This is a genomic window from Chryseobacterium sp. CY350 (assembly GCF_027945075.1).
GTDB lineage: Bacteria > Bacteroidota > Bacteroidia > Flavobacteriales > Weeksellaceae > Chryseobacterium.
On the sequence record NZ_CP116034.1, the window covers coordinates 2,556,049 to 2,579,119 of the forward strand.

A 23,071-nucleotide genomic window follows, 5' to 3' on the forward strand; every position below is an offset into this window, starting at 1 on the left:
GTTTTTCTGAATTGCTATGGGTTAAACACAAAAAAAAGTGGCAAAAACTCTGCCACTTTTTATATTGTTGATTTTGGATATCTTATTGTTGATTTCCAAGTTTGCTCCAGATTTCGATTCTGTAATCGTCGATGTCTGCATTATCTTGTAAACTCTTCAGCCAAGCCTGCCCAAACATCCCTGCATTTCTCTGAGTAACAGATTCTGTGAATTGCTTAGCATCTCCCGGCTGTTTATTCATGCTTTCGTTCTTTTTAACTAAAACATAAACTCCTGTTCCACCTTCGATAACGTTTGAAATCGCTCCTTTCTTAACACCGAACGCAGCTCCTGCCACTTTTGGTTCCATCGCACCTGCTACAGATGGATTAAGCAAATTAACCTGTGCAGACTGCTTGGTTGTTCCGAAAGTTTTTGCAATCTGATCCAGGCTTGAAGGTTTTCCAATTTTATCAGAAATCATTTTCGCAGCCTTCTTATTCATTACGATCGTCTCGATCTGATCTCTCACAGATTCAGGATCAGCAAGACCTTTTTCCTGTTTTCCGTTTAAGTAAACAACGATTTTATCTCCTGTACCGTCAACTGTAAAAATTTCAGAATCTCCTTTCTCTCTTTTCTTATCAAAAGCCCAAGTAAGGATTTCTGCATCTTTTTCAGTTCCTAAACCTTGCAACTGACCGTCAAATCTCTTTGCAGATTTTGCATTTGAGTATTGGTAGTTTGATTTTTTAGCAATATTCACAAAATCATTGAATGATTTCCCTTGAACCTGCTGAATAAATCTTCTTGAATTTTTATCTACAACTGCTTCTGTAGCATCAGAAGGCTTGATTGTCTTTACTAAGTGAGCTACTTTGTAACCCATTGTACCAGCTTTCTTATCTTCAACATTGATGATGTGGTAACCAAAACTTGTTTCAGTCAAACCAGTAGCACCTTTAGCATTGTTTGCAAGGAAAGCTAAATATGGAGGAGCAAATTGGCTTTGAGGAGTCGTCCAGCCAACACTTCCGTTTCTTTCAACAGCATTTGGCTCGTCAGATAATTTAAGACCTTCTGCAAATTTCGCAGGATTACCTTTAATAACTGCCATCAAACTGTCAGCAATTTTCTTCGCTTGTTCTTTTGTTCTTGTTGCTGTAGATCTTTCTGCACCTTTATAAGAAATCAGAATATGCTTAGACAAAGTAGAATCTGAAGCTTTTTTATCAACTAATTTAGAAACAACATATAAATTTTGTTCTTTATACGGACCAAAAGTTTGTCCTACTGTAGCCGTTTCAATTTTACCCTGTAAACCTTGCGGCATTTGATTAGCCGGAACGTATTGATTATTGAAAGGAATATCAGAATTTGCCATTACAAACATAGAATCGTTTGTAGTGTTCATGAAGTTTTCTTTCCCACCACTTTCGTCTGTTCCTACTGAGAAAATTTTCGTAATATCTTTCAAAACAGCAGCATCATCCGCAGGACTTGGCTGTGAAGGGAAAAACACAATTCCAAGATTTCTGCTAGGCTCAGTTTTAAACATTATAGGATGCTTATCGATATACTGTTTTAAATCGTCAGTCGTAACTTTAATTTTATTTTTCTGAAGGTAAGATGCGTAATCAACTTTCACGAAATCAATATCAGCAAGCTGATCTCGTTCTTTCATTAATTCTTCTGCCTCTTTTTTGCCCGTAGTAATTCCTGTAGAAACATTTGCAAATACCTGTCTTGCCATGATTCTGTATTCAATTGTTTTTCTGGTTTTCAACCACTGGCTGTAACCTTGCGGGTTTGTGCTTTGTAAAGTTTCGATCTCTTTCTTCAGTTCCTGAAGTTTGAAATTTCCTTTTTCATCAAAAAGCTGTTGATTCTGAGCAAACATCTGATCATACTGAATCTGATTCCAGAACAGATCGTCTGTCATTTCAAATCCCATTTTTTCAAATTGCTGCTTTACCAGCTTTGATTGCACAAGCAGTTGCCAAGCCTGCTCTTCAAGTCCGCTTTTTGGCTGTTGCTGTTGCTCAGCTTGTTGCTGTAGTATGAAAAGCTGGTCATTATATTCCTCACGGGTAATTTTTTCACCATTTACTTTTCCTAAAACATCAGGATTTTTCCCAAAAACTTTATCGAGACTTTCCGGGTTTACCAAAAACGCTAAAAGCGCCAATGCGATCATTCCCATCAAAAGCCAAGGTCTACTCCTAATCTGTCCTAAAATTGCCATTTTATAATATAGTTTTTATATCAGTGTGCGAAAATACACATTTTTAAGAAATTACAGAAATATAAGATGGTTTTTTAATTTTTAAAATTCAAATACATATAAAATGGAAATTTTGACCGTATTTCTTATGAAAAAACAAATGGCATAGGTATTGCGAAAATTAGGTACACATCATATGTAAAGCATTTTCTAAACATATTTTGATTTATCCTTTAACGATTTAAACTATAAATGACAATTTGTCATTCAACTTATTATGACAGAATTTGAAGATATAAATTTTGATGAAATCTTAGGCGAAAGCTTCGATATTGTAGCCGAAGAAATCAATCTTTCAGATATAGACGAAAGTCAGAAAAATTCTGAACAGATTATTTTCCCGATCCTTCCGGTGAGAAATATGGTCATGTTTCCGAACGTCGTAATTCCTATTACTGCAGGAAGAAAAACATCCATCCAACTTCTTGAGGAAGCTCAGCAAAACGGTGATTTAATAGGAATTGTAAGTCAGAAAAACTCTGACATCGAACAGCCTTCAGAAAAAGACTTTTATCAGATCGGAACTCTGGCGAAGATCATCAAGATCATCAAACTTCCTGAAGGAAATGTTACTGCAATTACAAAAGGTTTTCAAAGATTTAAAATAAAAAAAATCACAGGTAATCAACCTTATTTTAAAGGTGAAATTACGAGACTGAAAGATTCTAAGGCCAAAAATAAAGAAGAATACGAAGCCTTACTTGAAAATGTAAAAGATTTAGCTCTAAAAATTATTGAGCTTGATCCGAACATTCCAAACGCAGCCAATTTTGCGATTAAAAACATCAATAACAACGATGATTTATTGAATTTTATCTGCACAAACGCTAATTTTCCTTATTCAGAAAAACAAAAACTGCTTGAGGAGAAAAGCCTGATGGAAAGAGCCAATAAGTGCTACGAAATGATGCATGAAGATTTCAGAAAATTAGAATTGAGAAATCAGATTCATCAGAAAACTTCAAAAGATCTCGACAAACAGCAGAGAGAATATTTCCTTAACCAGCAGATCAGAACTATTCAGGACGAATTGGGAGGCGGCCCGGAAAGTGATGTTGAAGATTTACTGCAAAAGGCAAAAAATAAGAACTGGAAACCTGAAGTTGAAGAACATTTTCAAAAAGAAATAGGAAGACTTCAACGCCAGAACCCAAATTCTCCAGACTACAACGTTCAGAGAAATTATCTGGATTTCTTCACAGATCTTCCCTGGGAAACCTTTACTAAAGACACTTTTGACATCGAAAAAGCTGAAAAAGTTTTAGATAAAGCACATTTTGGCTTAGAAGACATCAAGAAAAGAATTTTGGAACATATGGCTGTTCTGAAGCTGAAAAACAACATGAAATCCCCAATTTTATTACTGGTAGGGCCTCCGGGAGTTGGTAAAACTTCCTTAGGAAAATCAGTTGCTGATGCTTTGGGAAGAAAATATGTACGTGTTTCTTTGGGTGGATTGCATGACGAAAGTGAAATTCGTGGTCACAGAAAAACTTACATCGGTGCGATGGCCGGAAGAATCCTTCAATCTATTAAAAAATCCGGAACTTCAAATCCTGTGATTGTTTTAGATGAAATTGATAAAGTAGGAAAAGGAATGCATGGCGACCCAAGTTCAGCTTTACTTGAAGTACTTGATCCTGAACAGAATAACGCTTTCTACGATAATTTCCTTGAAATGGGTTATGATTTGTCTAAAGTAATGTTTCTGGCTACTGCAAACTCTCTCTCAACTATTCAAACGCCGCTTTTGGACAGAATGGAAATCATCCAGATTGCAGGCTACACTTTAGAGGAAAAAATCGAAATCGCCAAGAGACACTTAATTAAAAAACAGCAGGATGAAAACGGTTTGACGGCAAAGTCTTTCAAACTCGGAAATCCCGAGCTGAAACATATTATAGAAGCACACACATCTGAAAGCGGTGTGAGATCTTTAGAAAAAAGAATCGCAGGAATTGCTCGTTGGGTCGCCCTGCAAACTGCTATGGTAAAAGATTATGATGCAAAAATCACGGTTGAAAAAGTAGATGAAATTCTCGGTGTTCCGAGGCCGAAAAGTTTATCTGAATTAACAGACGTTCCCGGTGTTGTAACCGGATTGGCCTGGACAAGTGTTGGAGGAGACATTTTATTTATAGAAAGCATTACCAGCACCGGAAAAGGAAATCTCACCATGACCGGAAATTTGGGAACAGTAATGAAAGAATCTGCAACGATTGCATTAGAATATATAAAAGCGAAACACGAAGATTTAGGAATTTCTGAGGATGATTTGGAAAAGAAAAACATTCACGTTCACGTTCCTGAAGGCGCAACACCGAAAGACGGACCTTCTGCCGGAATTGCTATGCTGACGTCAATGGTTTCTACATTCAGAAATAAAAAAGTAAGGCCTCATTTGGCGATGACAGGAGAAATTACTTTAAGAGGAAAAGTGCTTCCTGTAGGCGGAATTAAAGAAAAATTGCTGGCCGCAACAAGAGCAGGAATTAAAGAAGTGATCTTATGTGAAGCGAACAGAAAAGATGTGGAAGAAATAAAGCAGGATTATCTTAAAAACCTGAAAGTAAACTATGTAAACTGGATGACCGAAGTTCTGGAACTCGCGATCGAAAAATAAAATTTTATTAATAATATACAAAACCTCATCATAACGGTGAGGTTTTTGTTATGTTTGGAAAAACTTTATCATGAATTTCTTTAAAATTCCTTTTCTTCTGAAACTTGCACTTGCTGTAATCTCAATCATCGGAATAGGATATCTTATCAACCTCGGGCAGAGTATTTTAGCTCCGTTTTTTTTAGCTTTTTTGATGGCAATGCTTTTTTTGCCAATTGCTAATTTTTTTGAGAAAAAACTCAGATTTCCAAGATCAATTTCTACTATAATTTCTGTTACGATGATGCTTGTCATTTTAACAGGGCTCATCTATTTTTTCGGATCCCAGATTTCAAGCTTCAGCAGAGATATTCCGCAACTTACAAAACAGTTTAACACTGTTTTTCACGATCTGCAAAAATGGGTTTCACGCACTTTTAATGTAAAAATTGATGAGCAGTTTACGTATCTCGATCAGGGATTAAATAAGATTTTATCTTCATCAGGGATAATTTTGGGATTCACGTTCGGTATTTTTTCGTCAAGTTTGGGGTTTTTAGCATTTTTTATTCTTTTCTTCATTTTTATTTTAAATTACAGAAGAATTTTAAACAACTTTATCGTCAATGTATTTAATGAAAAGCACAAAGCAAGCGTACAGGAAGTGGTTTCTGAAGTAAGAATCATGACCAAAAGATACATCATCGGTCTTTGTCTTCAAATCATTATTGTATCAGTTCTTACCACAACGGTTCTAACTATTTTAGGAGTAAAATATGCAATTTTATTAGGCGTTTTAACCGGATTATTAAACGTAATTCCATACATAGGAATCTGTATTTCGCTTCTCATTTCATGCTTTATAGCGTTTGCGACCGGCACGGTTTCCACATGCATTTATGTTGCGATCGGCTATGTAATTGTTCATGTAATTGACGGAAATATTGTTCTTCCATTTGTTGTAGGTTCCAAAGTAAAGATCAATGCCCTTTTTTCATTTATCGGAATTCTTATAGGAGAACATCTTTGGGGAATTTCGGGTATGTTTCTCTGTATTCCGGCAATAGCAATTATTAAAATTATTTTTGAACGAGTGGAAGGACTACAGCCTTGGGGACGACTTTTGGGAGAAGATGAGAAGCCGAATAAGAAAAAGAAAAGCTATAAAATATCTAAGAATATTACTTTGAAAGAGATGGATTAGAAGATGAACAATAAGGAATTGGTAATGATAAATTAACATTCTGATTTAAAATTTATCTAAGTTTTCATCAATGAATTAAATTTTTATTTAAATTTGATAAAAATCAATACCATGAAAATTATAAAATTCATTATCAGTTTATTGTTTGGATTAATGTTTATCAATGCCGGTTTAAACAAATTCCTTAACTATATGCCGATGCCAAAACCTACTCCTGAACAAATGAAGCTTTTTGAAGCATTCGAAGAAATCAGTTGGTTAATGCCTTTAGTCGGAGCCGTAGAAATTGTTGGCGGCTTATTGTTTATCTTCCAAAAAACAAGAGCTTTAGGCGCAATCATCATTTTACCTATAATGGTTGGTATTATTCTTCACAATTTTACAATAGACAAGTCTACCACAGGAATGGCAATTTCAGGAGTTTTATTTTTAATTAACCTTTGGATGATTATTGATAATTCAGAAAAATATAAAGCTTTAGTTAAATAAAAAGTGGATGGTGAATTGTCAATTCGCTTTGCTCGTTAATGTAAAATTCACTTGCAAACCAAAATTCGCAATTCACCATTTATTATACAAATGCGCTAAATCCCGTAATTGATCTTCCGACGATGAGTGAATTGATTTCTTTTGTTCCTTCGTAAGAATAGATTGCTTCGGCATCGGCTACAAATCTTGCCACATCATACTCAAGCAGAATTCCGTTTCCGCCCAATACTTCTCGCGCTCTGGAGACAATATCTCTGGTTCTCATCGTACAGAAAACTTTTGCTAAAGAAGCGTGCTCATCCTTCAAAATATCCTCATCCTGCATTTCAGAAAGTCGGAAAACCATCGTCTGCATTGCTGTTAAATTAGACAACATTTCTACCAAATGTCCCTGAATCATCTGAAAAGAAGCGATAGGCTTCCCGAATTGTTCTCGTTTTCTCGTATAATCTAAAGCACTTTCATAAGCTCCTCTTGCACAACCAGTTGCCATCCACGCGACTCCAGCTCTTGTCATTCTCAGAACTTTAGCGGTGTCTTTAAATGAATTGGCGTTCTGCAATCTGTTTTCCTCTGTTACGATACAGTCTTTCAAAGTAATTAATCCATTTTGCACTATTCTAAGCGCCATTTTTCCTTTTATTTTCTCAACTGAATATCCCGGATTATCTTTTTCAACTATAAAACCTTTCACTTCACCATCATCAAGATCTCTTGCCCAAATTATAATTAAATCTGCAAAAGTGGCATTTCCAATCCATTTTTTCTGTCCGTTCAATATCCAGCCTTCAGGAGTACTTTTGCAAGTCACCGTCAAACCTCCAGCCGCGCCGGATCCTACTTCAGGTTCTGTCAATCCAAAAGCTCCTATTTTTTCAAATTTCTGCATTTGAGGAAGCCATTTTTGTTTCTGTTCTTCCGAGCCGCAAATGTAGATTGATCCCATCGACAAGCCAGATTGCACTCCGAAAAACGTAGCAATAGATGCGTCTACTCGTGCCATTTCCATTGCAATGACACCTTCCATTAAAAAAGGCATTCCTTTGCAACCGTAACCTTCATACGTAACACCGCAAATATCTAATTTCTGAAATTTGGGAATTAATTCGTGCGGAAATTCATCTCTCAGCCAGTAGTGATTTACCAAAGGTTTCACTTCTTTTTCCATAAATTCCCTCACTTTAGACTGAACTTCTCGCTGCTCGGGAGTCAACGTATGATAAATATCGTAAAAATCACCATCTATTACGGGAAGTTCTTTCTTCTTTTTATTCGGATCAAGCATTTTCATCATTCCGCTCAACTGTTTATCATCGAGTTTAGAAAAATTTTCCATCAGTTTTGGAAGATTTACTTTTTGTGAAATTTCACCCAACTGATCAAAATCGATTGATTTAAACAATTCTATGGCGTTTCTGATTTTGGAAAAAGTAGTAGACATAATAGTGGTGTGATTTAATTTGTAAAAACCAAGCAAAAATCAATCCGAATACCACATCCTATACAAACTGAATTTTACAAAGTGTTGATTTTTAATAATTTAAACTGAAAAATCATTTACAAGCCTTTTACCTGTCATTTTCAAACATTACGATTGATTCCTTACGAACTTTGAGGTAAGCAAACATTAAAAAAATCTAAATATGAAAACTACTTACATCAAATTACCACTGGCCACAATTCTTTTATTAGGAATTTATTCATGTAAAAAAGGAGAAGCAAGCGCAAATGACTACTCACTTTCTACAAGTGCCGATTCTGCAGCGGTAGTCTCTGAGGATATTTCTTCTGTAGCGACCATGAAGGTAAAAGACAAGCAGTTCATCAAAACTGCGAACTTGGATATGGAAGTTAAAGATGTTTATGAAGCCACAATTTCGATCGAAAAATCAGTTCAGGAGTTAGGAGGCTTTGTGAGTAACAGCAATTTGCGAAGTAATGTAGTTTCGGAAGAGACCTTCAATACATCCAATGAAGAAGCAACACTTGTGAAAAAATATCAAACTGAAAATTCTATGCAGGTGCGCGTTCCTACGGAAAAGCTGGGAGAATTATTAACACTCATCAATAATAAAAAGCTTTTTCTAAATGTAAGAATTATCAATGCGGAAGATGTGACCTCAAATATCAAATATGCAGAACTGGAAGGAAAAAGAATTGAGAAAACCGGGGAAAATATTTCTGAGCTTAAAACAAATAAAGATAAAGTAAAACTGAGTGATGATAATATGTCTGAAGAAAATCGACAAAAGCTCGCCAATTTGGATATTAACGACAACCTTAAATATAGTACGGTTGACATTTTCATCAAAGAACCACAACTTCGTGTTGCGGAGATTGCTGTGACAAACACAACCAATATTGACAATAAATATAAGTTCGCTTTTTTCTACAGTGCAAAAAACGCTTTTGTGGAAGGCTATTATTTAATCCAAAGAATAATTGTTGGGTTAATTATGATTTGGCCGATACTTATAATTGCAGGACTGGGATTTTACTTTTATAGAAAAAATCAATCTAAAAAGAAAGTTAATCAGACTTTTGAAGAACAAAATACGGCATCCTAACTTTCGGGTTATTCATATAAATATAATTTTGATCTCTGCAGTTTTGCAGAGATTTTTGTTTTAAATTTTCCTTATGTAAGCCAATTTCAGATTTTCGGGAAGTCTATTTTTAATCAACAATTAACTTCTTTGTGCGAAAATTCCGTAAATTTGTAGATTCAATAATAACAAATATTATCTGAGAATTTACTTAATGTAAATTCTTTAAAATCTTGCAATCACTATTTCATATGTTATCAAAAATAAATCCTACACAGACAAAAAGCTGGGAAGCACTTGAAGATCATTTCGCCAACAACGATCTTGAACTGAGAAGCCTTTTCCAATATAATACAGAACGCTTCAATGAATTTTCTTTAAAAGGAGAAAATTTTCTTTTCGATTATTCTAAAAATTTAATAAATGCCAAAACCAAAGAGCTTTTCTTAAATTTAGCAGAAGAATGTCAGTTGAAAGATGCTATTTCTAAAATGTTTTCTGGCGATAAGATCAACGAAACAGAAGGAAGAGCAGTTTTACATACCGCTTTGAGGGATTTTTCTGATAAAGAAATCTTGGTAGATGGTGAAAATATTAAGCCTCAGATCAAACGAGTTCTTGATCACATGAAAGCTTTTTCTGAGAATATTATATCAGGAAATCACAAAGGTTTCAGCGGAAAAGAGATCACCGATGTTGTGAATATAGGAATCGGAGGTTCAGATTTGGGACCTGTGATGGTAGTTTCGGCTTTGAAACATTTTAAAACAAGATTAGATGTGCATTTCGTTTCTAACGTAGACGGTAATCATATTGCTGAAGTTGTAAAAGATTTAAATCCAGAAACCACTTTATTCATTATTGCTTCTAAGACATTTACGACTCAGGAAACGATGACGAATGCCAACTCTGCGAAAGACTGGTTCTTAAAAGCAGGAAAACAGGAAGATGTGGCAAAACATTTTGTGGCTTTATCTACTAATATTCAATCAGTTAAAGACTTCGGAATTGCAGAAGAAAACATTTTCGAATTCTGGGATTGGGTTGGCGGCAGATATTCACTTTGGAGTGCCATTGGTTTAAGCATCGTTCTTTCTGTTGGATATGAAAATTTTGAACAATTATTAAAAGGAGCTGAAAATACGGATCAGCATTTTCAAACAGCAGACTTCTCCGAAAACGTTCCTGTTTTGATGGGACTTTTAGGAATATGGTATCGCAATTTTTACGCAGCAACTACCTATGCAATTCTTCCTTACTCACAATATCTGGACAGATTCGCAGCTTATCTACAGCAAGGCGACATGGAAAGCAACGGAAAATGTGTTGACAGAAATGGTGAGTTTGTAGAATATGAAACGGGACCAATTATTTGGGGTGAGCCGGGAACAAACGGACAACACGCTTTCTACCAATTGATTCATCAGGGAACTGAATTGATTCCTGCTGATTTTATAGCATATGCAAAAAGTCCGAACCACGTTTCTGATCATCAGGATAAATTGTTAGCTAACTTTTTTGCTCAAACAGAAGCACTTGCGTTCGGAAAAACTGAAGATGAAGTTGAGGAAGAATTAAAATCTGCCGGAAAACCTGACGAGGAAATTGATTTCTTATTAAATTATAAGGTCTTCCATGGAAATACTCCGACAAACTCGATCATTTTCAATGAATTAACTCCATTTTCTTTAGGCCAATTGATTGCGATGTACGAACACAAAATATTCGTTCAGGGTGTGATTTGGAATATTTTCAGCTTTGATCAGTTCGGTGTTGAATTAGGTAAAGTTTTGGCCAATAAAATATTGCCGGAATTGGAGAATAGTGAAGCAATCAGTTCGCATGACAGTTCTACGAATGGATTGATTAATTATTATAAATCAAACAAATAAGTCTTAGGGATTTTCATTAATTTTGATTAAAAATAAAAGACATGACACAGATTATCATTAACCTAAATAACAAGGAAGAAGAAACTTTTGTGGAAACTTTTTTAAAAAAAATGAAGATTAGCTTTGAAAAAAATGAGGATGAGCTTGACTTGACGGATGAAATGAAAAGATTAATTGATGAAAGATTAGCAGAAGATGAAAGCACTTATGTAGACGCTGAAGAGTCTTTAAAAAAGATTTCTGAAAAATATGATATATAAAATTGTTTTATCTCCAAAAGCAGAAATAGAAATTGACGATGCTATTCAATATTATAATCATTTTTCGAAGTCAGCAGCAAAATCATTTAAGAAACAACTTTCGAATTCTTATAAAAAAATTCGGCTGAATCCTTTTTTTGAAAAAAAATATAACAATGTAAGATTCTTACCTTTTTCAAAGTATCCCTACATTGTTTTATTTTGGATTGATGAAGTAGCAAAAAAGGCTTTTGTACTTTCCGTTTTTTGCACTCATCAAAATCCGGAAAACTATCCTTAGAAATCTAATAATAAAAAGTAATAAAAGTAAAAATGGCAGAAATTCTTGACGGATTAAAAGTTTCCAAAGAAATAAAAGCAGAAATCAAGGTTGAAGTTGATAAAATCTTAGAAAGCAAAAGAAGGGCACCTCATTTGGTTGCGATTCTTGTTGGAAATAACGGAGCGAGCAAGGCTTATGTAAATGCTAAAGTAAAGGACTGCGAAGAAGTTGGTTTTCAATCTAGCTTAGTTAAATTTCCAAGCACAGTTTCTGAATCTGAATTATTGGAAAAAATTGAGGAACTTAATAAAGATAAATCTGTAGACGGTTTTATCGTTCAATTACCTTTACCAGACCAGGTTGATCAGGAGAAAATCATCAACGCAATCGATCCAAGAAAAGATGTTGACGGTTTCCATCCTACAAATTTCGGAAAAATGGCTTTAGAAATGGATACTTTCTTACCTGCAACGCCTTTCGGAATTTTAACATTATTGGAAAGATACAATATTGAAACAAAAGGTAAAGATTGTGTGATCATTGGTAGAAGTAAAATCGTAGGAAGACCTATGAGTATTTTGATGGGCAGAAAAGATTTCCCGGGAAATTCTACGGTGACACTTACGCATTCTTACACAAAAGATATCGAAGAATATACAAAAAAGGCAGACATCGTAATTACCGCTTTAGGAGATCCTCACTTCTTAAAAGGTGAAATGATCAAAGACGGAGCAGTAATCGTAGATGTAGGAATTACAAGAGTGGATGACGATTCTCCGAAAGGGTATTATCTGGCAGGCGATGTAGATTTTGACAGCTGTGCAGAAAAAGCAAGCTGGATTACTCCGGTTCCTGGAGGCGTAGGTCCCATGACAAGAGCAATGTTGATGAAAAACACCATTATTGCTTACAAAACTTCGGTCTATAATGACTAATTTAAAATGGATTTAGTAGAAGATATATTATTAAAAGAAGGTAAAATGCTCCCGGTGATGGAGCATTTTTACACTATTCAGGGGGAAGGTGCGCATACCGGAAAAGCAGCTTATTTTATAAGATTGGGCGGTTGCGATGTCGGCTGCCATTGGTGTGATGTGAAGGAAAGTTGGGATCCCATGCTTCACCCTTTAATGAATGCTGAGGAAATTGCAGAAACCGCTGCAAAACATTGCAAAATCGTTGTTTTAACAGGCGGAGAACCATTAATGTGGAATCTTGATGTATTAACCGGGAAGTTAAAAGAGCTGGGATGTACAGTTCACATAGAAACTTCGGGAGCATATCCGATGAGCGGTCAACTGGATTGGATTACACTTTCACCCAAGAAAACAGGTTTACCTCAAGAAGAAATTTATCAAAAGGCTCACGAATTGAAAATGATCGTTTTTAATAATAATGATCTAAAATTTGCTGAAGAGCAGGCTGCTAAAGTTTCAGAAAACTGCAAATTGTATCTTCAGAGTGAATGGAGTAAAAGGGATGAAATTTACCCTAAAATTACAGACTTCATCCTTGCAAATCCGCGTTGGCAGGCATCAGTTCAGACCCACAAATATCTTAATATCCCGTAAAATTTCCTTAATTTAGCCTCTGTTCCTACATTTTCGATAGATGCAAAGAATTCGGTATTCAAGATATTTAAAATCAATTATTATCCTGCTCGACCTTTTGGTGATTGCAGGTATTTTCATATTGTATTTCGTCAGCCAAAATCCTGACTTGTTCAGAAATGACGAACTTATGTCACAAAATTCGTTTCTACTCCTTCTTATATGTTCCTTTTGGATCTTATTGAGCGGAAGAACGAAGATCTATAACATTGCAAGAAATCTCACTTTTATTACTTTTGTGGAGCGGGTGATCATTCATCTACTTCTGTTTGTAATTGGTCTAATTTTGATAAGAAAAGTGAGTAATAATCAGTTTTTCAGTTCAGAACTTACCTGGTTTTCGTTATATCTGTTTTCATCGATTATCGTCGTCAAATCGATTGTTTATTTTATTATTAAATATCTTCGTTCTTTGGGTATCAACCACAGAAATGTAATGTTTTTATATGAAGACGATTCTACAAAAACCCTGAAAGATATTCTAAAAGGAAGAAAGGATTACGGATATAAAATCTTCAACTACAATTCAGACGAAATTAAAGAAGATGAACTGATAAAATTCTGGAAATCAAACGGTATTCACACTCTCTTTATACCGACAGAAAATCCTTTTTCAGATCACACAACAGATGCAATTTTCAGATTGGCAGAAGCACACAAAGTACATATTTCATTAATTCCGAATATCTCTCAAAACGACTATTTCTTTTTTGATCTGGGTTATATAGAAACTCAACCAGTTTTAAATCAAGTTAAATATCCTTTAGACTACTATTCCACATTTCTGCTAAAACGTACTTTTGACATTGTATTTTCTATATTGGTCTTAGTTTTGATTTGTTCATGGTTGTTTCCCTTGATTGCATTGTTGATTAAAAGCAGCTCAAAAGGTCCTGTTTTCTTTGTACAGAAACGATATGGCTTTCATGAAGAAGTCTTTAACTGTATAAAATTCAGAACAATGGTTTTAAATGAAGAATCGTCAACAAAAACCACCGCTGAAAACGACAAAAGAATCACAGGGATCGGCAAGTTCTTAAGACGAACGAGCTTAGACGAAATGCCACAGTTTATAAATGTATTAAAAGGCGAAATGTCTGTTGTAGGACCAAGACCTCATATGCTTGCAGTTGATAATTATTATAAACCGAAAATAGGAAGATATACTTTGCGAAGTCTGGCAAGTCCCGGAATTACTGGTTTGGCACAGGTAAGCGGCCTTCGCGGAGACAGCGGAAATGTAGACGTAGAAATGAACAAACGCATTCTTGCAGACGCTTTCTATATCAGAAACTGGAGTTTTGTAATGGATCTCGTTATCATCTTAAAAACCATTGGCTTGGTAATAGTTGGTGATAAAAATGCAAAATAAAATAAATAAAATAGTCTAATTTAGCAGAATGTTAAAAAAGTTTTTTACAGCCATAGGTGAATATATGATCCTGATCGGTAAATCTCTACAGAAACCCCAGAAAATGAGAGTTTTCTGGAAGTTATTTATGAGAGAAATCAATGATTTGGGCGTCAACTCTTTTGGATTGGTAACCTTCACATCCATATTCGTGGGTGCTGTTGTTGCCATTCAGATGTTTAATAATTTTGATGCATCATCATTTCCCATACCAACATCTTTTGTAGGATATGCAACCAAGGCTGTTTTAGTTCTTGAATTTGCGCCGACAATTATCAGTTTAATTCTTGCCGGAAAAGTAGGATCTTATATCGCATCAACTATCGGTACAATGCGTGTTTCTGAACAGATTGACGCGCTGGATATTATGGGAGTCAACTCGCCCAACTTTTTAATTTTACCTAAAATCATTGCCTGCCTCATCTTTAATCCGATCTTGATTGCAATCAGCATTGTTTTCGGTATTGGCGGTGGTTATATCGCAGGAATGCTTACCGGAAACTGGACTACAGCAGATTATATTACCGGGATTCAAATGTATATGCCAAATCTTTTTATTTATTACGCATTTGCTAAAACCATTGTATTTGCATTTGTAATTGCAACGGTTCCTTCTTACTTCGGATATTTTGTAAAAGGAGGTTCATTAGAAGTAGGTAGAGCAAGTACGCAAGCGGTGGTTTGGACGATGGTTTTCATCATTATTTCCGAATTAATCTTAACACAATTAATATTAAGCTGATGATTGAGGTAAAAAATCTTAAAAAGAGTTTTGGTGATGTTGAAGTGCTCAAAGGAATTTCAACGAATTTTGAAAAAGGCAAAACAAACCTGATTATCGGACAAAGTGGATCCGGAAAAACCGTATTCCTGAAAAGTCTTTTAAACGTTTATCAGCCATCCTCAGGAGAAATATTATTTGATGGAAGAGACATCAATGTAATGAACAGAGAAGAAAAGCAACAACTCCGTTCAGAAATCGGAACTCTCTTTCAGGGAAGTGCACTTTTTGATTCTTTGACGGTGGAAGAAAACATCATGTTTCCTCTGGATATGTTTACAAATCTAACTTTTCGAGAAAAGAAAAGAAGAGTTTTTGAAGTGATCGGGCGTGTACATTTAGATAAAGCAAACCGAAAATTCCCTTCGGAAATCTCTGGTGGAATGCAGAAACGTGTTGCCATTGCAAGAGCTATCGTAAATCATCCTAAATACTTATTCTGTGACGAACCCAATTCGGGATTAGATCCTTATACATCAAATGTAATTGATGATTTATTGTTAGAAATTACAAAAGAATATAATACAACAACCATTATTAACACTCACGATATGAACTCAGTAATGACAATCGGTGAGAAAATTGTTTATCTACGATTGGGTATTAAAGAGTGGGAAGGTAATAAAGATATTCTAATTACCGCAGGTAATAAAAATCTGATTGACTTTGTTTATTCATCAGAATTATTTAAAGAATTGCGAGAATATTTACTCGAAAATAACAAAAACGTAGAAAATACAATCACTAAAATAGAAGACAATGAAAAAGATAGCTAGTATCGCATTATTAAGTTTTTCAGTAATTGCATCTGCTCAGATTTCACTTGCAGCAAAAGCGAATGTACTGATACCGACAAGCTCTGCATCTTGGAAAAACCTTAAAACCGCCGCTACAAATGCCGTAGAGCAAAAAGGAAAAAACATTACCGGTTTCAACATTGGTTTATCAATGAAGATAGATTTGCCGACTGCTTTGTATTTAATGCCGGAGGTTTATTACAGCAATTTCAGTAATGAAGTTACTGTCGCGAATGAAATTAGTGCTGAAGCAACAACTATTAAAGCTAAAAGCAGTAGAATTGACGTTCCTGTTCTAGTTGGAGTTAATGTTTTGGGAGATCTTCTTAGCGCGTATGCCGGACCTGTAGGAAGTTTTAATCTGGCAAAAGGTGATAACTTTGGTAGCTTTGTTCAGAAAGTTGATGCTAAAGAATTTACAGTAGGATATCAGTTAGGTTTCCAGAGTGAGATTAAAAAACTGATCATCTCTGCAAAATATGAAGGTGCTTTTTCTAAAGATCAGAGAAAATTCATCAACAGTGTTGCAGGCTCTAATCAGGAGATTGATTATGACAACAGATCAAGCCTTTTTATGCTTGGTTTAGGATATAAATTCTAATTTATTTTATTCTTAATATAAAAAAATCCTCAAATTAAATTTGAGGATTTTTATTTTGATATTCTATTTCAGCTTCCCGCTGTGCGATTATAGCAGCCTGTTTTTCAAGCTCTTCTTTATCTTTTTGCAGTTGTCTGAATTCCTTTCTTTGTTGCTCTGCTTTGATCGCAGAACCTTTGCTCACATAGCCTATCAGTCCGCCAATGATGAGACCAATTCCTATACCTGCCATTACTCCCATTACATGGGAAATTGTTATCTTTTCTACAGTGAAATCTGTAGTAAGATAAAAAAGCAAAGCTGAAACAGCCAAAAGTATAAGTCCTGTAATTGAAATACCTTTCATGAGATTGTGTTTTTATGTAATGAATTTTAGCTTTAAAAAATTAGCTTAAACTTTTCCTCCAGCTGCTCTGTAGTATTCCAGTGCTTTAGGAAGATTTTTATTTATGTCTCCAACTCTCGATCCCGGACTTGGGTGAGTAGATAAAAATTCTGGCTGCCTTGCTCCTGAAGATGAAGCCTCCATTCTGTTCCAGAACGGAATCGCCTGTCTAGGATCATAGCCCGCCATCGACATCAAATACAATCCCATCTGGTCAGCTTCCAATTCTTGATTTCTACCATATTTTAACAAAACAACCTGCGAACCAATAGGATAAACACTTTGGAAGATCGCTGCTGTTCTTTCATTTTTAATTGCTAAACCTGAGGCTGTTCCTAATCCCTGAGCAATCATTGACTGCGAAATTCTTTCGTTACCGTGACCTGCCAAAGCGTGAGAAACTTCATGTCCCATTACTACTGCTAATCCTGTATCATCTTTTGTAATTGGAAGAATACCAGAATAAACAGCAACTTTTCCACCTGGCATACACCACGCATTTATTTGTTTATCCTGCAAAAGATTAAATTCCCACTTATAATTTGCGAGATCTGCACCACGTCCTATACTCGCGTAATATTTCTCGGCAGCATTTTTTATTCTGTTACCTACATTTTTTACGCTTTGAGCCTGAGATCCCGTTACTACTTTAGATTCTGTCAATGTTTGCTTATATTGTTGCAAAGCCATTGCCTCAATTTCAGAATTGTTTGCAATCTGTAAGGAAGATCTTCCTGTAATTGGGTTGGTCGTACAAGCTGCAAGAGACAAAACTGTAGCTCCTATTCCTAATAGATGTGTTATTTTCATTGTATTGCGTATATAACTTGAACCTTACAATATCTATTCCAAAATAATGAGCCCTTAAGATTTGCATAGATTTTGCTATTTAAATTTACTAATTTTAATGATTATGAAAAAGTTTATCAATATAATATCTGTGTTTGGTGTACTCATGTTTTTTCAAAGTTGCACAGCACAAAATACTTCAGATGCTACGGTTGTAAATTCTTTAGTGAGCTCAGAAGAATTCACATTTCATGCAGAGAGAGCCAATCCTATGAATTATGATGTCATCAATGTATTAAATGGAATTCCAAATAATCCTTCCACGAGAATTCTACAATTGGATGCGGGAACTTATACAATAGAGCTTAAAAAAGATAAAATGGAAGTGGTGCTTCCGTACTTCGGAAGAGCATTTAATGCCTCTTATGGAAAAGATAACGGTTACCGATGTACATCTAAAGATTACACGATTTCGAAGTCTCAAACTAAAAAAGGAAACTGGGTTTTTAAAATCAAACCAAATGATGTAAATAATGTATCGGACATTAATATTGAAGTTTACAAAAACGGAAAAGCATTTACCTCAGTAAGAAGTAACGACAGACAGCCAATTACTTATGATGGATATATTTCTAAAAATGAAGAAATTAAGGTAAAAAAAATGGAATAATTAGTCTTTATTTAAAAATTTCTCAACAAATAATTTTGCTTCGGTGCTCGGATTAGAAACCAACGCTGAAGCATTTTTTTTATGCTGATTATAAGCTTCTTCCAAAGATTCATCTCTCTTCATCATATTCAAAATATACTCTTGAACCCAATATTCAAAGCGTTTTTCAGATTGCTGTTTTCTTATGATATCAAAACGTTCTGTTTTCTTTTTTAAAGAAATAAATTCATCAATTTTGTTATAAATCTCATCTAAACCTTCATTATTTAGTGCAGAACCAAGTAAAACAGGAACTTTCCAATCTTTTTCTTTTGCAGGAATAAAATCCAGTGCACGTTTGAGTTCAAGCCTTGTATTTTTTGCTTTCTGAAGATTATCCTTATCTACCTTATTGATGAAAACCACATCTACCATTTCCATGATTCCTCTTTTGATGCCTTGCAGCTCGTCTCCGCCACCAATTATTTTTAAGAACAAAAAAACATCTGTAATATCTGAAACCAAAACTTCAGATTGCCCAACTCCCACGGTTTCAATTAAAATATAGTCATATCCTGCGGCCTCACAGATCAGCATAGTTTCAAAAGTAGTATTTGCAACACCTCCCAAAAATCCCGAACTCGGTGAAGGCCGGATGAAAGCATTTTCTTCTCTCGCCAATTCTTCCATTCGGGTTTTATCCCCCAAAATACTTCCTTTATTAATCGCTGAACTGGGATCAATGGCTAAAACAGCCACTTTTTTATCATTTGCAATGGCTAATCTTCCGAAATTCTCAATAAAAGTAGATTTTCCGGCTCCGGGAACTCCGGTAATTCCCACACGAATAGAATTTCCCGTCAAGGGCATTATTTCTTTTAGTAAATCTTCCGCCTGCAATCTGTGTTCAGATTTTTTGCTTTCAATTAAAGTAATAGCTTTTGCAATCAGTCGCTTATCGCCCGATTGGATGCCATCTTTCAACTGTTGTATAGAAAATTTCAATTTATTTTTCTGGTTTTACACAATTTTGAACATTGCTATTTCAGTAAATCAAAAATATAAAAATAACCCGCAAAATCAGAAGAAATTAGATTATTAATTTTAATGCTTCTAAATTGAATACGTTTAGATGATGCTAATTGGGAATTGTCTATTTTTGTTGGTACTCAAATAAAACCATATGAAAAAATTGATTGCTGCTGCATCTTTCACCGCTATTTTACTAGCTTCATGTACTCCTAAAGCTTCAACGCCAGTTGCGCCGGCAGGACCTTCAACTTCTACTGCCGAGCAATTGGCTCAGGGAAAAACAATTTTTGAAAATTCTTGTAAAAGATGTCACGGTCTTCCGGACCCTACAGAATTTACATCTGTGCAGTGGGTCGGAATTATGAATTCTATGGCTCCAAAGGCAAAGCTGACAGACGAACAGCATCAGTGGGTTTATAATTATGTAGTTTCTGTGAAAAAATAATTTTATTGGAATTAAAGAAATTAAGGTTCATGCGAAATTTTTTTATTGAACACAATTCATAAATGTGTTTCTCAGTAAAATTGGTAGAATCACATCGATTTTTTTTAACTTTATAAAAAAAGGAGACTTATTTAGTCTCCTTCTTACTTTTACATTTCTTAGGCATCTTAGATTTTATAAATTTCTTCCGACTTTTCATGCAATCAAGACTTTGAGAATTGAAACAATATTTTTCTGCTTCTTTCAAAAACTTTAGCGCATTTGGAAAACTTCCTCTTATCTCGGAAAGCAACGATCTGTAATACCATAAAACAGCCTTATCAATTCCTTTTATTTTTAAAGAATAATTGATCAGCTTTTCCGCTTCCTGCAAATCTTCGTTATCCAAAAGACATTTTATGTAGTATTTTGGCGTATTCAGATTCGTTACATCACATTGCATCGCTTCCTCGAAATAGAGTTTTGCTTTTTCATAATCAATGAGCATTTCGCTGTAGATTCTTCCCATCAGACAAAGCGAATCTGCATCTTCAGGATCGTAGGAAAGCGCATAATTCAACGCTTCCAGACAATCCGGCAAGCTGTATGGATAATTATCCAGCGCTTCAAAATAATATTTACTTTTAGTTAAGGTCATTTCTGTAATTTTTTAATTCATTTTTCAGTTGATATCTTTCTTTTTTGAAAGATTTTTCCTGATGATTCTTTTTAAAATCGGTTCCCGAAAAAGTACGAATCGGATTTCCTCGCTGAACATTCAAATGATTGTTCCACGTTTCCTGCATTTGTTTTTCCAGTTGCTGAATATGAAATTCCATCACTTTTTCTTTTAGTCGAATAGTGGAAAGTTTCTTATTCTCCAGTTGCGAACGGGAATCCTGCACGAAAACAATTTGTCCGGTTTTTGGATAGGTTGCACGAACAGCAGTTTCCACTTTATTCACGTTTTGCCCGCCACTTCCCTGACTTCTCGTCGTCTGAAACTGAATTTCTTTTTCATTAAATTCAATTTTCTCCAACCCTTCCAGTTCAAAAATCCCAATAAACCAATTGCTTCGTTTATGAAATTTCCGAAACGAACTTTTACCGATCCAAAGAATGCTTCCAAGCCAGGTTTTCAGAAATTCATTGACTTCTTTTCCTTTTAAAAGTAAGGTTGCAGATTTCAAAGTAAGGTTCTCATCGCCATTTTCACGGTGGATGATTTCGTAATCGATTTTGTTTTGTTTTGCTTCCTCAAGAAAGACCTTCAGAACTTTGGCAACTACCCATTGGCATTCTAAAGGTCCTCTTCCCGAGGTGATTTGTATTATTTTGTCCATTGTTTTTTAGGAGCTTACTCCCGCTTTCCGCTGTATCTTTTTTTGCCATCGCTTTTTTCAAGCCAACGCAAAAAAAGGATGCCGCTGCAATCGGGGCTATGGTTTTTCTCCTTTTTATTATTATTTGTTATAAATTATTTAATGATTTTCGAAAGAATTAAAATGCAAGTATTTTACATCAAACACCAACATCCCGCATCTAACATAAATCACTATTTGTCCATCCTAACAATTCGAGGTTGAAAAGTTCCGAGAATATCCACCAATTCACTTTGCGCGTTCATCACTTCGTTGATGTCTTTGTACGCCATCGGTGCTTCTTCCGCATTTCCGCCCATCAGGGTGACATTTTTGAGTTTTAATTCTTTCTTAATGTCATTCTGAGTAAAACGGTTTCTGCATTCTCCTCTCGAAAAAGCTCTTCCCGCGCCGTGTGAAGCCGAGTTCAGCGAATCCGGATTTCCTTTTCCACGGACGATAAAACCTTTTGCCGTCATTGAACCGGGAATCATTCCCAACTCATTTTCGTTGGCCGGAGTGGCACCTTTCCTGTGAACTACCACTTCTTTTCCGTTGTGGATTTCTTTCCACGCAAAGTTGTGATGGTTTTCGATTTTGGCTTTCACTCTTCCGCCGACAGCTTTCACCAGTCTTCTGTGAATGTCGTCGTGACAAGCTGAAGCATAATCTCCTGCGAGATTCATAGCTGTCCAGTATTCTAATCCTAGATGCGTGTTCAAATCCAGCCAAGCGAAGTTTTGTGCTTCTTTTGGTAACGGACATTGTTCTGTCGCCACTCTCGAATAATACTGAGCGATTTCTGCTCCCAATCCACGTGAACCGCTGTGCGAAAGGATTCCGAGATATTTTCCTTTTGGAAGATTGATTTGTTCATCTTCTTCCGTAATTTCCACTTCTCCGAATTCCACAAAGTGATTTCCACCGCCGGAACTTCCCATTTGTTTGATGGCCTTTCCTTTCAATCTTTTCAAAATCGGAATTAAATCGAACGTATCTCTGTCGAAAATTTCGTGGTCGACGTGAGATTTGTGCGTTTCGTACATTCCGAATTTGGTGTGGTCAGCAAGCGCTTTTTCATATTTGTCTCTTGCGCCGTCCAGATATGAAATTGGTGTATCCAAAATACTGAGCGACATTCTGCAACCGATATCCATCCCGACTCCGTAAGGAATTACTGCGTTTTCTACGGCGAGAACTCCACCGATCGGAAGTCCGTAACCGCTGTGTGCATCGGGCATTAAAGCGCCTTGCGTTGCAATTGGCAATTTCAATGCGGTGTACAATTGGTTTTTTGCTTGATCTGAAATGTTGTTTCCGAAAATCTGAAAAGAAGCCCGGTTGGTGTTGAGCATTCTTTTCTCTGTTTTCTTTGATGAAATCAAAGCTTCTGCGATTTGTCCGAAGGTTAAATCTTTCTCGAAGTTCTCCGGATTTTGCTGGATTTCCTTGAGAAGAGATTTTACATAATGAATGTTTTTGGTTGCAAAATTTCTTTTCATTACTTCCAATGCAATGTTGACGCTCTGGTTGTTTGGATAGCCTAATTTTAATATATCTTTTCCTTTTAGTTTTAAATTTCCCATCTTTTTAGATTTTAGATAATAGATGTGAGATGTTAGACATTCTCGCACCGAATATTTGAACCAACTAAATTTTTAGTTGGTTATTTGTTGTCAAGATATTTTTATGACAATAGTTGATTTGGAGCGA

23 protein-coding genes are annotated in these 23,071 nt (G+C 35.5%); 15 read left to right on the plus strand and 8 right to left on the minus strand.

All coding sequences use genetic code 11. The features are described from left to right. Window positions 1-82 precede the first annotated feature (82 nt). Window positions 83-2,224 (minus strand): SurA N-terminal domain-containing protein, encoded by a 2,142-nt coding sequence (locus PGH12_RS11790; protein WP_267596727.1) that lies wholly within the window; start codon window positions 2,222-2,224, stop codon window positions 83-85. Between the two features lie 256 nt (window positions 2,225-2,480). Here PGH12_RS11790 and lon point away from each other — a divergent pair, with 256 nt between their 5' ends. The 3 genes from lon to PGH12_RS11805 all read left to right on the plus strand — a co-directional run bounded on the left by lon (window position 2,481) and on the right by PGH12_RS11805 (window position 6,558). Then, window positions 2,481-4,886 (plus strand): endopeptidase La, encoded by a 2,406-nt coding sequence (gene lon / locus PGH12_RS11795; RefSeq protein ID WP_267596726.1) that lies wholly within the window; start codon window positions 2,481-2,483, stop codon window positions 4,884-4,886. Window positions 4,887-4,956: 70 nt separating this feature from the next. Further along, entirely contained in the window at window positions 4,957-6,069 is a 1,113-nt protein-coding gene (locus tag PGH12_RS11800) for an AI-2E family transporter (protein WP_267596725.1), read from the plus strand. Between the two features lie 111 nt (window positions 6,070-6,180). Next, entirely contained in the window at window positions 6,181-6,558 is a 378-nt protein-coding gene (locus PGH12_RS11805) for a MauE/DoxX family redox-associated membrane protein (RefSeq protein WP_267596724.1), read from the plus strand. Between the two features lie 82 nt (window positions 6,559-6,640). On the opposite strand, the gene PGH12_RS11810 is transcribed toward PGH12_RS11805, so the two are convergent. After that, window positions 6,641-7,999 (minus strand): acyl-CoA dehydrogenase family protein, encoded by a 1,359-nt coding sequence (locus tag PGH12_RS11810; RefSeq protein ID WP_267596723.1) that lies wholly within the window; start codon window positions 7,997-7,999, stop codon window positions 6,641-6,643. Between the two features lie 202 nt (window positions 8,000-8,201). Between PGH12_RS11810 and PGH12_RS11815 the strand changes: the two genes are divergently transcribed. From PGH12_RS11815 to PGH12_RS11860, 10 genes are all read left to right on the plus strand, one after another. Further along, entirely contained in the window at window positions 8,202-9,125 is a 924-nt protein-coding gene (locus tag PGH12_RS11815; protein ID WP_267596722.1) for a DUF4349 domain-containing protein, read from the plus strand. A 230-nt stretch (window positions 9,126-9,355) separates the two neighbouring features. Beyond that, entirely contained in the window at window positions 9,356-10,996 is a 1,641-nt protein-coding gene (pgi, locus tag PGH12_RS11820; protein ID WP_267596721.1) for a glucose-6-phosphate isomerase, read from the plus strand. 41 nt (window positions 10,997-11,037) lie between these two features. Next, window positions 11,038-11,256 (plus strand): hypothetical protein, encoded by a 219-nt coding sequence (locus PGH12_RS11825; protein WP_267596720.1) that lies wholly within the window; start codon window positions 11,038-11,040, stop codon window positions 11,254-11,256. Next, window positions 11,246-11,536 carry a type II toxin-antitoxin system RelE/ParE family toxin gene (locus PGH12_RS11830; protein ID WP_267596719.1) on the plus strand — a complete coding sequence of 97 codons (291 nt, stop codon included), beginning with the start codon at window positions 11,246-11,248 and terminating at the stop codon, window positions 11,534-11,536. Before PGH12_RS11825 ends, PGH12_RS11830 begins: the two co-directional genes overlap by 11 nt. A 32-nt stretch (window positions 11,537-11,568) precedes the next feature. Beyond that, a complete protein-coding gene (locus PGH12_RS11835; protein WP_267596718.1) occupies window positions 11,569-12,453 on the plus strand; it encodes a bifunctional 5,10-methylenetetrahydrofolate dehydrogenase/5,10-methenyltetrahydrofolate cyclohydrolase in 885 nt (294 codons plus the stop codon). Between the two features lie 6 nt (window positions 12,454-12,459). Beyond that, entirely contained in the window at window positions 12,460-13,089 is a 630-nt protein-coding gene (locus PGH12_RS11840; protein WP_267596717.1) for a 7-carboxy-7-deazaguanine synthase QueE, read from the plus strand. Between the two features lie 40 nt (window positions 13,090-13,129). Continuing rightward, window positions 13,130-14,500 (plus strand): exopolysaccharide biosynthesis polyprenyl glycosylphosphotransferase, encoded by a 1,371-nt coding sequence (locus PGH12_RS11845; RefSeq protein WP_267596716.1) that lies wholly within the window; start codon window positions 13,130-13,132, stop codon window positions 14,498-14,500. 28 nt (window positions 14,501-14,528) lie between these two features. After that, window positions 14,529-15,281: an MlaE family ABC transporter permease gene (locus PGH12_RS11850; RefSeq protein ID WP_047443524.1), complete on the plus strand. Its 753-nt coding sequence runs from the start codon at window positions 14,529-14,531 to the stop codon at window positions 15,279-15,281. Beyond that, window positions 15,281-16,096, plus strand: a complete 816-nt coding sequence (locus PGH12_RS11855) for an ABC transporter ATP-binding protein (protein ID WP_267596715.1) — start codon at window positions 15,281-15,283, stop codon at window positions 16,094-16,096. Before PGH12_RS11850 ends, PGH12_RS11855 begins: the two co-directional genes overlap by 1 nt. After that, complete coding sequence (locus PGH12_RS11860) at window positions 16,080-16,718, plus strand: outer membrane beta-barrel protein (RefSeq protein ID WP_267596714.1); 639 nt, start codon at window positions 16,080-16,082, stop codon at window positions 16,716-16,718. Before PGH12_RS11855 ends, PGH12_RS11860 begins: the two co-directional genes overlap by 17 nt. A gap of 34 nt (window positions 16,719-16,752) precedes the next feature. On the opposite strand, the gene PGH12_RS11865 is transcribed toward PGH12_RS11860, so the two are convergent. Both PGH12_RS11865 and PGH12_RS11870 read right to left on the minus strand, forming a co-directional pair. Next, on the minus strand, window positions 16,753-17,064 hold the full coding sequence (locus tag PGH12_RS11865; protein ID WP_267596713.1) for a hypothetical protein: 312 nt from the start codon (window positions 17,062-17,064) through the stop codon (window positions 16,753-16,755). Between the two features lie 45 nt (window positions 17,065-17,109). Beyond that, complete coding sequence (locus PGH12_RS11870; protein WP_267596712.1) at window positions 17,110-17,913, minus strand: M48 family metallopeptidase; 804 nt, start codon at window positions 17,911-17,913, stop codon at window positions 17,110-17,112. Between the two features lie 103 nt (window positions 17,914-18,016). Between PGH12_RS11870 and PGH12_RS11875 the strand changes: the two genes are divergently transcribed. Then, window positions 18,017-18,562: a DUF4251 domain-containing protein gene (locus PGH12_RS11875; protein WP_267596711.1), complete on the plus strand. Its 546-nt coding sequence runs from the start codon at window positions 18,017-18,019 to the stop codon at window positions 18,560-18,562. Here PGH12_RS11875 and meaB read toward each other — a convergent pair whose 3' ends face one another. Further along, window positions 18,563-19,546: a methylmalonyl Co-A mutase-associated GTPase MeaB gene (gene meaB / locus PGH12_RS11880; RefSeq protein WP_267596710.1), complete on the minus strand. Its 984-nt coding sequence runs from the start codon at window positions 19,544-19,546 to the stop codon at window positions 18,563-18,565. 178 nt (window positions 19,547-19,724) lie between these two features. Here meaB and PGH12_RS11885 point away from each other — a divergent pair, with 178 nt between their 5' ends. Further along, the gene (locus PGH12_RS11885; RefSeq protein ID WP_267596709.1) at window positions 19,725-20,018 is read left to right on the plus strand and encodes a c-type cytochrome; all 294 of its coding nucleotides are present in this window, start codon (window positions 19,725-19,727) and stop codon (window positions 20,016-20,018) included. Window positions 20,019-20,145: 127 nt separating this feature from the next. On the opposite strand, the gene PGH12_RS11890 is transcribed toward PGH12_RS11885, so the two are convergent. The 3 genes from PGH12_RS11890 to PGH12_RS11900 form a co-directional block, all read right to left on the minus strand. Beyond that, window positions 20,146-20,655, minus strand: coding sequence for a tetratricopeptide repeat protein (locus tag PGH12_RS11890; RefSeq protein ID WP_267596708.1), 510 nt, complete (start codon window positions 20,653-20,655; stop codon window positions 20,146-20,148). Beyond that, window positions 20,642-21,340, minus strand: coding sequence for a peptide chain release factor H (prfH, locus tag PGH12_RS11895; protein WP_267596707.1), 699 nt, complete (start codon window positions 21,338-21,340; stop codon window positions 20,642-20,644). The genes PGH12_RS11890 and prfH overlap by 14 nt, the downstream gene beginning before the upstream one ends. Before the next feature lie 212 nt (window positions 21,341-21,552). Continuing rightward, window positions 21,553-22,944 (minus strand): RtcB family protein, encoded by a 1,392-nt coding sequence (locus tag PGH12_RS11900; protein ID WP_267596706.1) that lies wholly within the window; start codon window positions 22,942-22,944, stop codon window positions 21,553-21,555. Between the last annotated feature and the right edge of the window lie 127 nt (window positions 22,945-23,071).

Excerpts from the sequence above, each read along its gene's own strand:
- PGH12_RS11885 (WP_267596709.1), top strand. The coding sequence starts at position 19,725 with ATGAAAAAATTGATTGCTGCTGCATCTTTCACCGCTATTTTACTAGCT.
- PGH12_RS11810 (WP_267596723.1), bottom strand. The coding sequence starts at position 7,999 with ATGTCTACTACTTTTTCCAAAATCAGAAACGCCATAGAATTGTTTAAA.
- PGH12_RS11865 (WP_267596713.1), bottom strand. The coding sequence starts at position 17,064 with ATGAAAGGTATTTCAATTACAGGACTTATACTTTTGGCTGTTTCAGCT.
- PGH12_RS11890 (WP_267596708.1), bottom strand. The coding sequence starts at position 20,655 with ATGACCTTAACTAAAAGTAAATATTATTTTGAAGCGCTGGATAATTAT.
- PGH12_RS11850 (WP_047443524.1), top strand. The coding sequence starts at position 14,529 with ATGTTAAAAAAGTTTTTTACAGCCATAGGTGAATATATGATCCTGATC.
- pgi (WP_267596721.1), top strand. The coding sequence starts at position 9,356 with ATGTTATCAAAAATAAATCCTACACAGACAAAAAGCTGGGAAGCACTT.
- PGH12_RS11800 (WP_267596725.1), top strand. The coding sequence starts at position 4,957 with ATGAATTTCTTTAAAATTCCTTTTCTTCTGAAACTTGCACTTGCTGTA.
- PGH12_RS11830 (WP_267596719.1), top strand. The coding sequence starts at position 11,246 with ATGATATATAAAATTGTTTTATCTCCAAAAGCAGAAATAGAAATTGAC.
- PGH12_RS11825 (WP_267596720.1), top strand. The coding sequence starts at position 11,038 with ATGACACAGATTATCATTAACCTAAATAACAAGGAAGAAGAAACTTTT.
- lon (WP_267596726.1), top strand. The coding sequence starts at position 2,481 with ATGACAGAATTTGAAGATATAAATTTTGATGAAATCTTAGGCGAAAGC.
- PGH12_RS11790 (WP_267596727.1), bottom strand. The coding sequence starts at position 2,224 with ATGGCAATTTTAGGACAGATTAGGAGTAGACCTTGGCTTTTGATGGGA.
- PGH12_RS11805 (WP_267596724.1), top strand. The coding sequence starts at position 6,181 with ATGAAAATTATAAAATTCATTATCAGTTTATTGTTTGGATTAATGTTT.
- PGH12_RS11875 (WP_267596711.1), top strand. The coding sequence starts at position 18,017 with ATGAAAAAGTTTATCAATATAATATCTGTGTTTGGTGTACTCATGTTT.
- PGH12_RS11815 (WP_267596722.1), top strand. The coding sequence starts at position 8,202 with ATGAAAACTACTTACATCAAATTACCACTGGCCACAATTCTTTTATTA.
- PGH12_RS11870 (WP_267596712.1), bottom strand. The coding sequence starts at position 17,913 with ATGAAAATAACACATCTATTAGGAATAGGAGCTACAGTTTTGTCTCTT.
- PGH12_RS11860 (WP_267596714.1), top strand. The coding sequence starts at position 16,080 with ATGAAAAAGATAGCTAGTATCGCATTATTAAGTTTTTCAGTAATTGCA.
- PGH12_RS11840 (WP_267596717.1), top strand. The coding sequence starts at position 12,460 with ATGGATTTAGTAGAAGATATATTATTAAAAGAAGGTAAAATGCTCCCG.
- PGH12_RS11845 (WP_267596716.1), top strand. The coding sequence starts at position 13,130 with ATGCAAAGAATTCGGTATTCAAGATATTTAAAATCAATTATTATCCTG.
- prfH (WP_267596707.1), bottom strand. The coding sequence starts at position 21,340 with ATGGACAAAATAATACAAATCACCTCGGGAAGAGGACCTTTAGAATGC.
- PGH12_RS11900 (WP_267596706.1), bottom strand. The coding sequence starts at position 22,944 with ATGGGAAATTTAAAACTAAAAGGAAAAGATATATTAAAATTAGGCTAT.
- PGH12_RS11855 (WP_267596715.1), top strand. The coding sequence starts at position 15,281 with ATGATTGAGGTAAAAAATCTTAAAAAGAGTTTTGGTGATGTTGAAGTG.
- PGH12_RS11835 (WP_267596718.1), top strand. The coding sequence starts at position 11,569 with ATGGCAGAAATTCTTGACGGATTAAAAGTTTCCAAAGAAATAAAAGCA.